The organism is Ferroplasma sp., assembly GCF_031200575.1.
GTDB lineage: Archaea > Thermoplasmatota > Thermoplasmata > Thermoplasmatales > Thermoplasmataceae > Ferroplasma.
Genome location: NZ_CP133597.1, coordinates 489,385 through 506,058, shown reverse-complemented (window position 1 = coordinate 506,058; position 16,674 = coordinate 489,385). Strand labels below are relative to the sequence as shown.

16 protein-coding genes and 2 tRNA genes are annotated in these 16,674 nt (G+C 38.3%); 8 read left to right on the top strand and 10 right to left on the bottom strand.

Annotated elements, in window-relative coordinates; all coding sequences use genetic code 11:
- Positions 1-5: 5 nt before the first annotated feature.
- The 5 genes from RE471_RS02805 to RE471_RS02785 all read right to left on the bottom strand — a co-directional run bounded on the left by RE471_RS02805 (position 6) and on the right by RE471_RS02785 (position 3,260).
- Complete coding sequence (locus RE471_RS02805) at positions 6-1,166, bottom strand: ArsA family ATPase (RefSeq protein ID WP_309215265.1); 1,161 nt, start codon at positions 1,164-1,166, stop codon at positions 6-8.
- A complete protein-coding gene (locus tag RE471_RS02800) occupies positions 1,166-2,158 on the bottom strand; it encodes a polyprenyl synthetase family protein (RefSeq protein WP_309215264.1) in 993 nt (330 codons plus the stop codon). The genes RE471_RS02805 and RE471_RS02800 overlap by 1 nt, the downstream gene beginning before the upstream one ends.
- A gap of 81 nt (positions 2,159-2,239) precedes the next feature.
- Positions 2,240-2,512 (bottom strand): DNA-binding protein Alba, encoded by a 273-nt coding sequence (gene albA / locus RE471_RS02795; RefSeq protein ID WP_298274906.1) that lies wholly within the window; start codon positions 2,510-2,512, stop codon positions 2,240-2,242.
- Positions 2,513-2,566: 54 nt separating this feature from the next.
- Positions 2,567-2,956: an Lrp/AsnC family transcriptional regulator gene (locus tag RE471_RS02790; protein WP_309215261.1), complete on the bottom strand. Its 390-nt coding sequence runs from the start codon at positions 2,954-2,956 to the stop codon at positions 2,567-2,569.
- A 49-nt stretch (positions 2,957-3,005) separates the two neighbouring features.
- Positions 3,006-3,260: a hypothetical protein gene (locus tag RE471_RS02785; protein ID WP_309215260.1), complete on the bottom strand. Its 255-nt coding sequence runs from the start codon at positions 3,258-3,260 to the stop codon at positions 3,006-3,008.
- 87 nt (positions 3,261-3,347) lie between these two features.
- On the opposite strand from RE471_RS02785, the gene RE471_RS02780 reads away from it, so the two are divergent.
- The 3 genes from RE471_RS02780 (at position 3,348) to RE471_RS02770 (ending at position 5,691) form a co-directional block, all read left to right on the top strand.
- A tRNA-Leu gene (locus tag RE471_RS02780) sits at positions 3,348-3,432 on the top strand.
- Positions 3,433-3,534: 102 nt separating this feature from the next.
- Entirely contained in the window at positions 3,535-5,271 is a 1,737-nt protein-coding gene (locus tag RE471_RS02775; protein WP_309215259.1) for a thiamine pyrophosphate-binding protein, read from the top strand.
- Positions 5,272-5,617: 346 nt separating this feature from the next.
- Positions 5,618-5,691 (top strand) — tRNA-Arg (locus RE471_RS02770).
- Positions 5,692-5,907: 216 nt separating this feature from the next.
- Here the strand turns inward: RE471_RS02770 and RE471_RS02765 are convergent.
- Positions 5,908-6,597 (bottom strand): hypothetical protein, encoded by a 690-nt coding sequence (locus tag RE471_RS02765; RefSeq protein ID WP_309215256.1) that lies wholly within the window; start codon positions 6,595-6,597, stop codon positions 5,908-5,910.
- A gap of 209 nt (positions 6,598-6,806) precedes the next feature.
- Between RE471_RS02765 and RE471_RS02760 the strand changes: the two genes are divergently transcribed.
- The 5 genes from RE471_RS02760 (at position 6,807) to RE471_RS02740 (ending at position 11,323) form a co-directional block, all read left to right on the top strand.
- A complete protein-coding gene (locus RE471_RS02760) occupies positions 6,807-7,757 on the top strand; it encodes a DUF5305 family protein (RefSeq protein WP_309215254.1) in 951 nt (316 codons plus the stop codon).
- Positions 7,754-8,953 (top strand): signal peptidase I, encoded by a 1,200-nt coding sequence (locus tag RE471_RS02755; protein ID WP_309215253.1) that lies wholly within the window; start codon positions 7,754-7,756, stop codon positions 8,951-8,953. Before RE471_RS02760 ends, RE471_RS02755 begins: the two co-directional genes overlap by 4 nt.
- 39 nt (positions 8,954-8,992) lie before the next feature.
- The gene (locus tag RE471_RS02750; RefSeq protein WP_309215252.1) at positions 8,993-9,631 is read left to right on the top strand and encodes a winged helix-turn-helix domain-containing protein; all 639 of its coding nucleotides are present in this window, start codon (positions 8,993-8,995) and stop codon (positions 9,629-9,631) included.
- Between the two features lie 345 nt (positions 9,632-9,976).
- Positions 9,977-10,585: a winged helix-turn-helix domain-containing protein gene (locus RE471_RS02745; protein ID WP_309215251.1), complete on the top strand. Its 609-nt coding sequence runs from the start codon at positions 9,977-9,979 to the stop codon at positions 10,583-10,585.
- Positions 10,586-10,729: 144 nt separating this feature from the next.
- Complete coding sequence (locus RE471_RS02740) at positions 10,730-11,323, top strand: hypothetical protein (RefSeq protein ID WP_309215250.1); 594 nt, start codon at positions 10,730-10,732, stop codon at positions 11,321-11,323.
- Positions 11,324-11,391: 68 nt separating this feature from the next.
- Here the strand turns inward: RE471_RS02740 and argF are convergent, their stop codons facing one another.
- From argF to RE471_RS02720, 4 genes are all read right to left on the bottom strand, one after another.
- Complete coding sequence (argF, locus tag RE471_RS02735) at positions 11,392-12,297, bottom strand: ornithine carbamoyltransferase (RefSeq protein WP_309215249.1); 906 nt, start codon at positions 12,295-12,297, stop codon at positions 11,392-11,394.
- A gap of 24 nt (positions 12,298-12,321) precedes the next feature.
- Entirely contained in the window at positions 12,322-13,287 is a 966-nt protein-coding gene (locus tag RE471_RS02730; protein WP_309215248.1) for an FAD-dependent oxidoreductase, read from the bottom strand.
- Between the two features lie 69 nt (positions 13,288-13,356).
- Positions 13,357-15,006: a thermosome subunit alpha gene (gene thsA, locus RE471_RS02725; RefSeq protein ID WP_309215247.1), complete on the bottom strand. Its 1,650-nt coding sequence runs from the start codon at positions 15,004-15,006 to the stop codon at positions 13,357-13,359.
- Between the two features lie 79 nt (positions 15,007-15,085).
- Positions 15,086-16,639, bottom strand: a complete 1,554-nt coding sequence (locus RE471_RS02720; protein ID WP_309215246.1) for an FAD-dependent thymidylate synthase — start codon at positions 16,637-16,639, stop codon at positions 15,086-15,088.
- Between the last annotated feature and the right edge of the window lie 35 nt (positions 16,640-16,674).

Here is a 16,674-nt window from a genome sequence, read left to right as displayed (position 1 = left end):
AGTAATTAACTTAATGTTATATATAGATAACCGTTTTTCAGCTCTGCACCGGTGGGTTGCATATTTGCCATTGTTTGGGGGAGGTAGAGTATGCGTTTCCAGTTTTTCACCTCTACTATCAATTCCCCTGCACGGTTATAAAGGTTTAAATTTTCTTTATCCGCAAAGGGCAATTTCATCTTAACTGCAGTCTTTCCGTTTTCCCGTGTAAATTCTATTGGCTTCCCCTTATAGAATACAGAGTACGGATCTTCACCACCGTATAGGTCCTGGCCGAACTTGAGTACCTTATCCTTGCCCATGAGTTCATAATTTTGAAGGTAACTTCTGAAAACTTTTATTTCTGGGAATGATGCATCTATTTCACCCAGGATTTCCGCCTGTGTTGCCCTCCAGTTGCTGAAGAAGTCTCCTGTATCCTCTGGATATATCTTATTTGCTATCAATGCATCCACGGGATAACCATAGAGAAGCAAATAGGTAAATGCCCTTTTTGTTTCGTTGAAAGACATCTGGTCGGCGTTTGTTACAAGCCTTATGGATGTAATATCGGGGTCCTCCAAGATTTTGTGTATTTCCCCAAGGTCATCGTAAAGGGTTTCTGCACTCTGGAAAACCTTGTCGTTTGGCATCGGTATTCCAGAGAATGGGCGCATTATGGGCCTGGCGATCTTGGCAGCTGTTCTGCTTATGGGGAACACCTTTTCCATGTACCAGCGCATGACCTCGGGGAATGAAAGCATCCTCAACGCCTCTCCGGTAGGTGCACTGTCCACAACTATTACATCATACTCATTATTCTTTATGTAATCATTTATATATAACAGATAGGTAGCTTCCTCGAATCCAGGAAGTATGGCTATTTCATCTGCTGAAATTGGGTCAAGCCCCTGGTACTGGAAGAGTGCTGTAAGGTATTCCCTGAGATCTTTCCAGTGCGATTCTATTGCATCGTTAATATTTATTTCCTGTGCATAGAGGTTCTCAGAAATTTTTGTTGCCTCTGATTTAACTTCCACGTTTAGTGAATCACTGAGGCTGTGTGCCGGATCCGTTGACATCACTATGGTTTTTTTATTGTTCTTTGCCAGCATTGATGCTGTAGATGCTGCCACGCTTGTTTTTCCAACTCCTCCTTTTCCTGTGTATAATAATACTCTTGTCATTATATTACCCCTGATTCATTAATTCTGTCCACCACAATAAGTGCCAGGTCCATAAGCAGGCCCAGATCATCAGATCTTCCTATGCCATTCAAATTCGCAACTGACTTAAGGATATAATCCTTGGCTATTTTGAAAGCATATTCCAGAGAACCTGTTTTAAAAAGGATTTCCCTGAATTTTTCCTTATAATCTGGACCATTGTATTCTCCTTTCAGTATGCCTACCAGCATTTTTTTATCCATGGAGTTAGCATTTGAAAGTGCATGTATAATAGGAAGCGTTACAACATCATGGTTAAGGTCAACCATTGTCGGTTTCCCCATTTCCTGTTCATTGCCGACTATATCAAGTATATCATCTGTTATCTGAAATGCCATGCCCATATTAAATGCAAAATCACTTAATTTCTGTCTTACTGTTTTGTCAGCACCGGCAGCCATTGTGGCGCCCTCTGCACATGCAGAAAAAAAGTATGCTGTCTTATTTTTAATAATGTTATTGTACGTTTCAATGTCAAGTGACAGATTTCCTATATTCAATGCCTCTATAATCTGGCCCTCTGCAAGATGTGATGAACCATCCGCCATTACCTTTGAAACCTCCTTTCCATATCTGGAACCAAGCTCGTAGGCCTTTGCGAAAAGGTAATCCCCAACTACTATGGCATTGTCCACTCCATCACGGGAATAAAGTGTTTCCCTACCGCGCCTGTATTTTGATTTATCTATTATGTCATCATGTATGAGGCTCGCAGTATGTATCAATTCATAACCTGCTGCAAGGTCAAGAATTTTATCATAGGGTTCGCTGCAGGATATTTCATATGACAGTATCGTTAGAAGTGGCCTAAATCTTTTACCTCCGGCATCTATGGTATATTTTGCCATATCAAACAAATATTTCTGGTCCGTTTCTATAGATTTCAGAAGCCTTGAATTAACTTCATTAATCTTATCCCGGAGACCATACTGCCATTCATAGAAATTTTTCATTGAAACACCAAATTATAATTATGTATTGAAAATTATGATTTAAGGTTTTGTAGAAATTTTTTTTATGCAATATAAAAAGCATTATTTTGCAATTACTATTTCTATGGATGAAACATTGGAAGGACCATTTTCTCCTTCTAGAGTTTCAGTATCGAGTTTTATGCTTTCATATCTGGCTGTCTGGATAAACTTGTGTTTAGTGATTTCTGCAATATCCACGGCCTTGCTTATAGCCTTTCCTCTGGCTTTTATTACTATTCTGCTTATATCAGAGTTGTTGAACTGAGTCACAATAGCAAGTACATAGTTCATAGTTGGTTTTTTCCCCACAAAGATTATGTTTTCTTCAGACATGTAAATTACCCAACTGTACATTTATTCAGAATATATAATAATATCGTTAACTTTTCATTTAAGTCTTACCATTGTATCAGTGTTTATTACACCACTGATTTCCCTGATTTTATCAACCTCCATGTTCAGTTCATCTATAGTACTTTTGATTATTCTCACTGCAACATCTATTCTGCCAGAAAATTCATAAACATCCCGGTAAATATTTTTAAGAAGTTTTATGGTTGCTGACGCCCTTCTTGAATCAAGTTTTATTAAAACAATCCCCTCTATGGAAATGGCGGTTTCAACAGTGAATTTCTGGATTATCCCAGAGTCTACCATATTGAGTATGCGCTTCCGTATTGTTCCCTCGGAAACGTTCAATTTTCTTGCTATTTCCATATTTTTTTCTCTTGAATTTTCACGTAATAACTCCAGAATTCTATAATCCATTTCATCCATTTTACTCTATTTCAGCAGATAATTTAAATTTATTTGTACGAATATTTTTCTATCTGTACAGTCCCTTATCTGATTCTGTTCTCTTTTTTACTGATTCCCGTGGAACCTTCATCATCCTGATCATGGGAGCAGCATTTATGCTATACTGTGGAAGCCCTGTATTCGGGTCATTTCCAACTTTCATTATAGACATAATTTCCGTTTTAATTTCCAGCACCGTGCCATCCTCAAGGGATACACGTATCCACTTAGGCTCTTCGTCCAGCTTAAACCCCATAACAGCATTATTATTTTCTTCGTCCATAATATCTTAGTAATATATCTTATAAATATTATACTATCAGTGCGCATACTTAAAAAAACTTATTAATTAAAAACATATTACCGGAATGCAAGGGTAACTAAGCTTGGCCAAAGGTGTAGGACTTAAGATTCTATCTCGAAGGAGTTCGCGGGTTCAAATCCCGTCCCTTGCATCATATTGATTATTTGTCCCGGTATCTAATATGGAAATTAATATTTTAAATCTGGCAAAAATTCATCACAAAGGCTTAAATTCATAAATATGATTGATTTTGATGGAAGAAAATTATAAAATCAAAACACTTGCACAGGTATTAATAAAATCCCTGAAACTCTATGGGAACAATTTTATCTTCGGGACAACCGGCGCAGGAATGGCCGAGATTCAGGATGCAATATCTGTCGAAAAGGGCATTAAATGGATACAGGCACTGCATGAATTTACTGCAGTAAGCTCGGCTGAAGGTTATGCACTGGCAAAGAACAGAACCGGAATTGCCCTAGTGGATAGAATAGTGGGCACCCAGAATTCCATAGGAGCATTATATTCATCATACCTAAATATGGCCCCACTACTGGTGCTGGCATCAAGGGATATTCCAGGAACTCACCTTCTGAATGACCCCACAAGCCATTATTCTTCAAAACACCTTGATATCATTGAGCCATGGGTCAAATGGTCCAATAATTCACAATCAGAGGAAATGATGGAGGAAGACCTTTCCAAGGCTTTTTTTATAACACAGCTAGAACCTAAGGGAATATCATTCCTCACATTGAGGCATGACCTCATGCAGAAGCCCTATGATGGGATGGCAATAAGAACAAAGAAATTTTATTATAATAGAAGGTTGCCGGATAATGATACTATTAAGATTATAGGGGATAAAATACTTTCATCAAGTAATCCAGAAATCTTTGTTTCCCATGCAGGGAGAAATATGAACTATGTGAATACAATGGTTAAATTCGCTGACAGGTTTGGGATGGGTGTTAAGGAACGCCGCTATTTCATGAGCTTTCCACTTAATAATCACATGCACCTGGGTTTTGTTCCAAGAATGTATGTACCTGAAACAGAAAATGATGACCTACTGCTACTTTTCGAATTTGGAATACTCCCAGGGAATTCATTTCCAGTGGATAGGGATATTATAGATTTTTCCACTGAGTTTGTAAGGCGCAGGGACATATACAGTGGCGGTGATTATGGCTCATCCAATTTATTCAATTCCATTGACATAGAATGTGATCTTGGCCCAACACTGGATCTAGTAATGAAAAAAACAGAAATTAGCCACAGGGAAAATGAGATAATTGAAAATCGCAGGGCTTCTGTTATTGAAAAGCATGAAAAATTAATGAAAGAGATACAGAATATGGCGGCCAGGGATATCAAAAAAGGATTACTCACTGACAATTCCATTGGATATGTGCTCAATGAGGAATGGCAGGAAGGAATGGCACTGGTAAATGGAAGTATCAAATCCTACAATGGATTGAACCAGCAGATAAACCTCGACACCCCGGGAACGTTTTTCAGTAATCCAAGCGGTCATTTGGGGTCTCCGGTGGGCATGGCCTATGGCACATTTCTGGCCAGAAATGAGGATAATTACCTTTCCGGAATAATGGATTATAAACCGGTAGTGTGCATTACAGGAGATGGGGATGCGATATTCGGCAATATTACGTCTGCACTGTGGAGTGTGAAACATTATGGCCTTGGTGTAATATACATTATTTTGAATAATGGATCATGGGCTATAGAATGGCCATACTTTGAAAACACGACAGAGAAATATATTAAAAATTCGAAGGATATGCAATTTATAGATATTGATAATCCCCGGATTGATTTTGCTACCATGGCTAAGGCATTTAATGTGGATTCCTACATAGTAAGGGACCTTACGGAATTAAGAACTGCATTTAAAAAATCTATAACTGGTGCTGTTAATGGAAATCCATCACTTATTGATATTATGCTGCCGAAATTCAGGGGAAGTTAATTTTATTTGTAACCATGATACATTTTAGTTATATTCAAATTTTACTCTGATCTTAAAAGAATGGCATGATGATAATATTCCTTTTATTTTACTGCGATAAATCAATTTTACCCATCATACTTCATTTTCAGGTTCCAGTTATTTTAGTACAATTTCAAAGTGGATTAGGATTTAGAATGGCTGTGCTGAAAGGATTAAGATAAATAATCAGTTAATAAATATATCACAAAACGTGCTGGAATGTGGTTCTGAAAGTCTGTTTAAAATTTGATTCTTTTATTACATATTGTTAGCCCATATAATCAAAAAATTATAAAGTTAAAATATGTATAAGCCATACTAAAAAGCCCGTGTGGGGTAATTTGGATATCCTGAAGGCCTGCGGAGCCTTAGATTCGGGTTCAAATCCCGGCGCGGGCGCATTAATAAGTATTTAAATCCGTTATAACAAATAAGTGAAATACCATACTTGCGTTTTTATTCGATTTTTCATATGCGATAAATCTACTGTTTAACTGACTAACATAATGAGCCGGCATGCAAAATACCTTAGTATTCCAGAGAATAAAATGAATAAACGTTTAAAATACATTTATAAATAAAACTTAATTTAAAAATAAAAAAATAAAATTATTTTTACGGGTCTGATACAATGCTAAGGTCTATGTTCAGTGAGAAGTCTGATCCCTGGTAGTGATTTACATCATGTCCATCACTGTTGCCAAGTCCAACCCATATCTCCATTACAGCACTTCCCTCTGGACTGAGAGATGTGTTGAAACCGGAGACAGTTGTTACGTTGTATATGTAACCTGTTGAGCTCTCAAGATCGCCCATAAAGCTGCCCTGTGAAACCTGTGCTGCGTTTATAGATGCATTTGCTGAGTTGTATGTTGCGTCAGATGAGGTTGTTATTGTTGGCGCGTGTGGAGCTACCATAAATCCAACAGTTCCGTTATTGGTTATAACTGCCAGAAACTCGACATATTCACCAGGAGCGAAGTTCGTCACATTTACTGTATACTCTCTTCCACTTGTAGCTGTATCATATCTCTGTGTTCCAAGGTATAGCTTGTACATACCGCTGGAATGATAGTATGGTTCAGACACTCCTATTGTGTAAACATTCCCGTTTGGACCCACAGCTGTTAAAGGCGTATTCTGGGCGTTTGTTTCGACTAGGGTCAGATTATTCTCCCAGGTCAAATGACCTGCTGTTCCATTAATGGCAACGCTAGAACTCCCAGAGAATGCAGAGAAAGCAAATGTTCCTCCCATTGCTATGAGAATTGGCACTACCAATAATACGGCTAACTTTTTATTCATTTAGTCACCAGAAATAAATCTGTCATTTGTAAATAATAAAACAGGAAATTAAAATATGGTGCATTAGTTAAAACAGTTAGACCATAAGATAGATAAAAAACAATAGTTTGTACAATACATAAGTATATAATGTACTAATATTAAATAAATACCACAACTCAGTACTTTTAATAAATAAAGATTAAACTAATTACATACATCCAATTTATATGAATAGAAAACTGCATCTGGCAATTATAATAATTCTGGCAGTCGCTATTATTTTTTCTTCATTTATTATACTTGAGCCCAGGGAGCATAGCAGGGAAATCTCTGAAACCAATTTCATATCAAGCGCGCAGGTAAACCTTGAGGCCAATATAACAAATAATAGCCTGTATAGTTCTAATCACCTTTACAATCCAACCGTTATATATGAAAAACTGCTGAAAAATATGACAGTATATATAACCGCAAATTTTCTGTCTTCCAGTAAACAAACAGTATTTATTGACTATTCCATAGGTGTAATATCATCAAGCCCTTCATGGTCCAAGCTATTCAGCTCAAACAGTTCAACGCTGGAATTCAACGGAAGCCGGACTATTTCAGGCATGGTGATTCCTTTAAACCTTTCATGCCTTTATAATCAGTCGGCTGAAATAGATAGCCAGCTTGGATATACAGGAACAAGCCCTACAGTTGACATAAATATAACTGTCCAGGATCCTGTAAGTGGAATTTCCTCAAGCACCTACCTTCTGATAAGCCAGGGAAACCATTACTATTCGGTGAAATATGGCAGCCCGGCCAGCATGACTGGAACAGCAGATATAAAAGATGCCTACGGCAGCAAGCCTATAATAGGCCTGCCGGTTTTATATGGATATATAATAATAATTCCATCAGCCATACTTTTTGTTTTCTTGGCTGTCACGTACATTGGTTTTCCGAAAAAGAAAAGCAAACTGGATCTGAAACTTCAGGAGTTCGGGGACCGGATAATAGATGTGGAAGCAATGCCGAAGGGTATTGTAACAAAGGTGGATACATTTGATGAACTGGTTAAATTATCGGATGCCTACCATGAACCATTATTCTATATAAAAAAGAGTTCACTTTTCTTCGTGTCCCATGATTTCAAAAATTATGTCTATTCCTACAGAGGGGTTGAGAAATGAAAAGAATACTGTCACTTGTACTGGCATACATAATAGTGTACCAGCTATCCTTAGCTTATCTGAAAAATACATGGATAACAGTGTTGCTATCACTTATTCCTCTTCTTCCAATGGTTTTCAATATAAGGCTGAACATTAACATGGATATAGTAAAGATGGCAGCCATGGGAATATTTATGGAAATTTTCCTGCTGGAGCCGGGAATAGCCTTCCATAAAATTACTTTCCATTTCTATGCTGGTGTTCTTCCCTCAACACTGGCATATTCTGCTATTACCGCATTTTCATTATACCTTGTACTGCTCTGCATTGAAAAATCAGGAATAAAGAATTTTGCCATTGAAGGATTAATATTCGGGTCCACAGTCCTATTATTTTATTATCCATATTATGTCCTGATTGACACAAAAACAATATTTTCTATTGCAGTTTTCAACATAATTTTCATATTCTTCCTGGCATTGACAGTGCTGTTTATTTTCTATAAATCAGGATTCAATTTTGCAGGAATTCTCAGTTTTCTCTTCATATTCATGGTTTTTACATCACTTTCTATCAACATTGATGTTTCTAAATACTACTATCTTATGTGGGAAATGATTACCCTTTCCCTGGTTATATTTATCTCAGATTTTATAATGAAATCCTCATTTAATTTCAAAAACGTGTTTTCCGGAAACAGAATCAATTTGAAAAAGGCACTTAAGAACTCAAAGTGGCTTATTGTTATAGTGGTTATTGTGAGCATAGCATCAATAGCAATAGCGCCGGGAATTTCTGATCATAGTTACTTCGTTATAGGCGATCCAACAGGGAGCATGTATCCTGTTATAAAGCCTGGATCCATACTTTTTGTGGGGCCAATAAAAGCATCCTCAGTGAAAGTTGGTGATATAATAGTATTCAATGCTCCATGGGAAAATGGTACTTTGTTTGCCCACCAGGTGATAAGGATATGCTATATAGGGGGGCATGAGTATTTCAGGACCAAGGGTGTGGCCAATCCATCACAGGACCCGGACCCGGTGCCGACCTATGATGTTAGGGGGCATGTCCTCTTTTCTATTCCATATCTTGGATATACTTTGATTTATTCAAAGATTATACTGGCAATTGTTTTTGTAGGGATTGCAGGCATGCTTCTGTATCCGGGGAGAAAGAGCAAAACGTGGAAAACGAAAAATGTTAGGTGGTAACAATGGTATGTGTAGAAAATTTAAGAGAAGTGGTTTAATATGGTAAAGAATTCAACTATAGTTTTTGACAGCAATGAATGGGAAGAAGTGTATAACGGAATAGTCAGCAGTAGGGGGGATATATATAAGGTGGACCTAATCCTTCGCTCAATAAAAACAGGAGAAGAAGTTCCAGTGGTTATGCTCAGGGGAAGTTCTGATAGCAAGATAAAGAAAATCAAAGAATTTACAGAGAATGTATCAAGGAATCAGTATACCAGAAAAATTGCAATATATGGAGGTGTGATTCCCCCGGAATTGCGTGAAATATCACTTAAATTTAATATTACCCTATGCCACAAGATAATACTGAACCATACAAATATGTCAAAGATAATTGAAGTGCCTGCGAGCCAGGTGGAAAAGCCACTACAGCAACCTGAGAATAAATATGAAAAAATACAGCGCCGTGAGAAAATATTTATAATCAAGGAAATACTGGATACAGTCAATTCCAGTGAGGGGATAAATATTACAAAGATAATATACAAATGCAACCTAAATTACCAGTATGCCATAAAATTGCTTGAAAATCTTATACAGAAGGGTATGGTGGATGTTATGGAATATAAGAACGGTATTAAATATACAATAACTTCAGAGGGGAAAAATTACCTGAATGAGCTTAAGTCATTATAAAAGGAATATGGAATAATATAATGCTAATCGAGGTCGGGCTGCCTGTATGAATTTATACAATATTATTGATGAATTATTAATCATATTATAATATAAATATGACATAATATGACAATATTTAAATACCATAAATTTAAATTACTACATCCATTAATAGATACGTATTTTGATAGTAAAGTTTACCTACTTATTACGATATTCGTTCATGAACTGGAAATAAAAATATATGGTTTGTATAAAAGGTTTATTTTACAGTGTTTATATGTGGCACTAACTTCAGTATATTATATTAAATTTATTCGGCACTATAAGAAAAGTTTAATATTAAGGATTGAATTAATATTTATGGTCAGGAATAATGATGAATATGCATTTGAACTTGAAAGCTGGTGTATTGGGGCTCATGGTACAGGCAATAACTATTCAAAAATAGTGAAAGACTCCACAGGACTTAAGATATTTTTATTGTTTCTGCCAGGTACCATTATTGACAAGATTAATATTTTAAAAAATGTAAGTATACCGGAAGAGATAGAGCGGGAAAACAGAATTGCAGTTTATTCTGGCATGGTAGATAGCAATATCAAAAAACTGGCAGATTCTATTAACATACAGCTGGTTAAATCATTGCGATTTAATTCTGGTCTTTATAATATTATTGTAAGGGTTAACAACTATGCCGTAAAAAAACCATTCCTGAGTTCCAGAGCCAAAAGATCCAAGGTTGATATACAGAGGGAAATACTGGAATCCATAATATCAAACCCGACCACGTCCATAACTAAAATCGTGTACAGATGCAATTTAAATTATAGATACTGTACAAATTTAATAAGCGAAATGTTAAAGTTGAGTTACCTGCAGATGATTGAGGATGGATCAGGAATGCGGTACACAGCAACCAGTAAGGGCATTAAATATTTAAATAATTTAAGAAAATTGAATCCGAGTTAGATCCGGTCGCTTGAGAAGGTTGGAATTTATCCCCCATGAAAGTGGAGCCCACGCCTGATAGTTAAACATTAAAACACAGGCAAATGGATTGATTTGTAACAATTATACATATACATTTAATAGCCCGTATTCCGGTTTATAATTATGGTGCCAGGATTTCCGGGCCTTATAGTGGTTTATATTATAATCGCATCAGTACTAATAATGTACTTCGGCAGATTGATTGCAACCCTTTTCAGAGATATCGAGAGGAAAAAGAATATAACGGACCTTCTTTTCCTGAAGCTATTGCTTGAGTTTATTTATTCAAATGACCTCATGGATGAACTGGAAAAAACCATATCAGGCATCAGGATAACTGGAGAAGGGAATGTTTTGGAAATATTCAGGAAAATAATACCAGAGGCTGAGACTGAAATCGAGGCTGTTTATGAGCCACTTAATGAATACAATGAAATAAAAAATGATTATGACCTGCTACATGAAAACTACAGCTGGCTGCTTTATTTTACAGTTATATATGGGACAATCGAGGCGGTTATTTACATTCTATACCATATACAGATTATAGGTGGATACCACACCTATTATTTTCTATCAATATTTCTTTATTCTGTATATATTATTGCCACTGTCACATCTACAGTGATTGTTGCATCAATATTCTGGCTTATAGTCAGAACAAGGAGGAGAATGCAATTGTGGGATTCTGTAGGGGTGGGCAAATTTACAGAGTAGATGAATATTAAAAGTTTAGGATGGGTATCTTGATAGGTAAATTCAAGTTTGATTGTGCATAAAATAAATCATGAGAGCACAGTATATATTACTCCCTTTTCACTGTAAAGCCTGTTTTCAGCCTCATCGAATACAACGCTGTGTATACCGTCTATTACACCGTCGGTAACTTCTAGGCCCCTTCTGGCAGGGAGGCAGTGCATGAATATATAATTACGATCTGCAAAATCTACAAGGTCCTCATTGACCTGGAAATTTTTGAAGGCTTTTTCCTTTTTTTCCCTCTCGCTTTCCTCTCCCATTGAGACCCATACGTCTGTGTACACTATATCTGAGGAATCCACTGCAGTTCTTGGGTCTCTTACTATCTCTATCCTGCTTCCTGTTTTCAGGGCTATGTCCCTGGCCCTGTATAATAGATCCTGATCCGGATCATGGTGTTCCGGGCACGCAACTGATATATCCATGCCTGTTATGGCAGCACCTATAAGAAGTGAGTTTGCCATATTGTTTCCATCGCCTATGTAAGCCATTTTAAGCCCTTCAAGCCTGTGCTTTTTCTCCATTATGGTCATAAAGTCTGCAACAATCTGCATGGGATGCTCCCTATTGTCCAGTGCATTGAGTACCGGTACCGTTGAATATTTGGCCAGTTCCCTGACATTCTTATAATCGAATGCACGATATGAGATCACATCAAGAAACCTGGACATTACCCTGGCGGTATCAGCTATTGTTTCACCGTCACCAAGGTGCATATCCTTCGGGCTCAGGTAAATAGCATGCCCATTGAGCTGCTCCATTGCAGCCTCCAGTGATATCCTTGTTCTTGTACTTGGCTTTTCAAAAATCATTCCAAGAATTTTTTTTTCAGAAAATTTAATTGTCCTGTCCTTCTTGAGCTTTATGGATAAATCTATTATATCTTCAAGGTCGTTCTGCATATCAGCAACGGAAAGTATATCCCTTTTCATAAATTCCATAGAAAAAGAATAAATTTAAAACTTTTTATTTATTAAATCAGTATAGAGTGTTATTGCGGCCTTACTTCCATCTCCTACTGCGGTTGCTATCTGTTCCTCACTGCCGGATAGAACGTCTCCTGCCGCGTATATTCCAGGAATGTTTGTCCTTCCCTTCTCATCACCAATGATAAATCCGTGGTTATCGAGTTTCACACCTATGTTTTTAAGGAAGGATGTCTGTGGAATCACACCTATGTAAACAAATACACCATCCAGTTTCACAGTCTTCTCCTCACCGGTTTTCAGGTCTTTATACTTTAATCCATTGAGTTTCTTGCCATCACCCAGAAATTCTTCGGTTTCAGCATTCAGTATAAAGGGGATTTTCTTTTCATCTATGGATTTTATGTAGGCATCCTCACACTTTTTAATTTTTGAGTGTGCTATAATGGATACATTTTTGGCTATTCCATCAAGGTACAGGGCTGATATGGCTCCTGAATTGCCGCCGCCTATAACTGCAACGTCCTTGCCCTTGAATAAATAGCCATCGCATGTGGAGCAGTATGATATCCCTTTTCCGTAATATTCATCCTCACCCTTTACGTTCATTTTTCTGTGGGTTGTACCTGTTGTAACTATAACAGCCCTGGCTGTGAAATCAGAACGGTTCGTTGTGATTTTGAATTTATCTCCTTCCTTTTTGATATCCCTTACATCTATCTCAGTAATTATTTTCCCGTACTGTGCATAGTGCTTCCTGAAATTTTCTGCAAGGTCAGCACCCTCTATGGCCGTATATCCCAGATAGTTCTCAACAAGCGGGGACACTGCAGTGTTTCCTCCTGGCACCGATTCACGTTCCATAATGGCAACGCTCATGCCCGATCTTTTTATGTACACACCTGCAGAATAGCCTGCTGCACCTGCACCTATTATAATTACATCATAATCAGTTTCATAATCTCTTTCTGTAGAACTAACATTAAACTGCATCATTGTATGTCACCGTTAAAACATTATTAAATAATATTTATACTTTTTAAAATATGGAAAAAATTAAAAAAATCAGTATCCGCCCATTCCACCGGGCATACCGCCGCCCATGCCTCCTGGCATGCCACCGGCTCCTCCGGCAGGTGCTGAAGATTTTTTGCTGGCAATGACATCATCTATCCTGAGTATCATTGTGGCTACCTCCACGGCGCTTTCTATTGCATGTGTCTTTACACGGAATGTATCAAAGACACCAGCCTCAAGCATGTCGCTGATTTTATTTGCTTCCATGTCAACACCGTAGTTTTTGTTCCCCTTTTCGTGCTCTGATTTCAGTGATATAAGGGTGTTTATTGGATCCATTCCTGCGTTTTCAGCCAGTGTTCTGGGGATGATTTCCAGGGCCTTGGCGAAGGCTTCTATGGATAGCTGTTCCCTTCCGCCTACGCTGTTGGAGTATGATCTGAGCTTCATTGCAAGCTCGGCCTCTGTAGCACCTCCTCCAGGAAGGTATCTTCCGTCCTCCTTTGTTATTGCAACGACCCTTATTGCATCATTGAGTGCCCTTTCTATCTCATCCACAACGTGCTCTGTCCCGCCCCTGATAAGTATGTTTACGGCTTTGGGATTTTCGCAGCCAGTGACAAATGTCATCCTGTCATCGCCTATTTTTCTCTCTTCCACGGTTTCAGCCTTTCCCATTGTTTCTTCAGAGATATCGTCAAGGTCTGTTACCATCTTTGCACCGGTAGCCTTTGCAAGTTTTTCCATATCGCTCTGCTTTACCCTTCTTACAGCGTATATTCCATATTTTGCAAGGTAATACTGGACTGTATCATCAATTCCCTTCTGGCACAGAACCACGTTTGCTCCTGATTTCTTTATTTTTTCTGCCATTTCCTTCAGGGTGTCACTTTCCTGGTCAAGGAAGTCCTGTATCTTGGACGGGTCTGTTATCTGGACCTTGGCATCTATCTCTGTTTTCTTGATTTCCAGAGCAGAATTTATCAGGGCTATCTTGGCATTTTTTACAACAGAAGGCATCTTTGAATGGACCTTTTCCTTGTCTATTATAAGCCCGTTTATGAATTTTGTATCGGCAGCGCTCCCACCGCTCTTCTTGTCAACCTTTATGTTGGCTGTATCAACCACGGTTTTCTTCCCATCGGTTTCTGAAACTGCATTTATGGCGTTAACCACAAGGTCTGCAAGGAATTCAGCACTGACACCGGTGTTTTTTCCTGAAAGTGCAGTTATTGCTATTTTCCTGAGCATCTTGTCATCATTAGCGCTAACAGACATGGCTGTGAGCTGTTTTCTTGCCTCTTCTGCCCCCAGGTGGTATCCATCAGCTATAATGGTAGAATGGACTCCCTGGTCAAGCAATGCCTCAGCCTGCTTCAGAAGCTCACCAGCCAGTACAACCACTGTTGTTGTTCCATCGCCTACAGCTGTGTCCTGTGATTTGGATGCTTCAACAATCATTTTTGCAGTTGGATGGTCTACATCCATTTCCTTCAGTATGGTTGCACCGTCGTTGGATATAATTATATCACCGATGGAATCAACCATCATCTTATCCATGCCCTTGGGGCCAAGTGTTGTCCTTACTGCATCTGCAATGGCTTTGGCGGCCTCAATGTTATTCTTCTGGGCATTTTTGCCCTGCTGCCTTTCTGTACCTTCCTTTAATATCAATATTGGGGTTTGACCTGACATCATAACAATCGATTCATAAATATGTTCTTCAATATAAGCTTTTCTAAAATTAAAATATTAAAATTAAAGGACTGGAATAATTTTAATCCGATGTCCCTGAAAGGCCTTTTTTCTTTGTTTCTTTTCTAACCTCTGCAGGGAGGCGGCCCAGGCGGTAATCTCCCTGATCTAAAAATTTTATCAGTGTTACTAGCCTTGGATGGACCCTCTTTATTTCATTATAAATATCAAAGGCAACCCTCCTGAGGTCGGGGTGCACCTGGGGATTGGACCGCAATTCAATAAAGTATGTAAGCTCATTTAAGTTTGCGCTGAATACCACCGGATATCTATATGCATAGGGTACTGTGTACTGTGCCAGTTTTTCCCCATATTTTTCCCTAATTCTCCCATATAGTGTAGCTGCTTCCTGCATTAATCTATCATATCTATCCCTCAGGTCCGGTATCCCTGCCAGGTTTTCAGGCACGTCGTATCCATAGTAAGTACCCAGAGGTTTCCTTATGATGGAGAAGAAACGGTGCCTCTGGAATTCCCTGAACGCACCATAATTCATATTTATCTCAAAGGTGTAATTTATTGATTCAAATGCCCTGCCGATCTTATGCCTCCTGTTTGCCCTGATCGATGCAAGTTCATTAATTATGGATTCTTCCTGCTCAGGTGTCAATGATGCACCGCCGTATGCGCCTGTATTCTGGTAAATGATCATTTTTGTGGCCATATCAATTGCAGCACCTTCATCCATATAATTTATTAGCCTTATCCTGCCTGGCACTAAACTATTATACTGAATATTCTTCCCCAGCGAATCCCTGGAGTTTATATAATCAACCTGGGCCTTACCATGTGATGTCACTGCATCATCAATGAGTTCTGGAAGTTCTGGCTCCAGCTCACTGTATATCATATCTGCATATTTCAGGCTCTCCGGGGTCCCATAGGCGTTTAGCCTTTCGATAAGTGAGATGAACGCCCTTCCATTGCCGGATAAACCCATATTGGTAAGTGTGGATGCCGGCAGAACGGACCTTATCTCATCAAGTACAGCAGACCTGAGGGATGACCTGTAGGATTTTTCAATAAGATCGCTATCCTGTGATTTTAAATCTGCATAGGTGTAATTTTTACCGCCAACCTGGAATATGAAACTCTCAATGGGATTGTTTTCTTCCATATATTTCATCATAACCGGATAGGATTCAGAATAAAAATCAAAAAGGTCTGTACACATTTTGTTATACTCATCTTCCATTTCAGGCATTCCTGCATCCCTCCCATGCAGGTAAAGATAGCTGCCATTTACCTTTCTGTTATATTTGACATACCTTGAGGACTTTTCAAGGTATGACAGCCCTATCCTGGGCTCTTCTATTACCTTGGACAGCACATTGGAAATGTTCTGGATGCCAAGCTGTGCTGTTGTAAGCTCCGCCACGGATTCGTCACCGTAATCCAGGAATATTCTTTTATAGAAACTGCTGGCCCGTTCTGGATTGTTTTTGAACTCCCTTTCATAAACATCCCGTATATCAAGGTTCAGGGTCCTGCTGTACCGTGACATCAATGCACCACGATCAATCATATCTGTTTTAATAAGAAATACATCCCTGTTCCTGTTGGAAAAATCTGTCATGCTGATAGTAATTATAAGATAGATAAAAATATAAC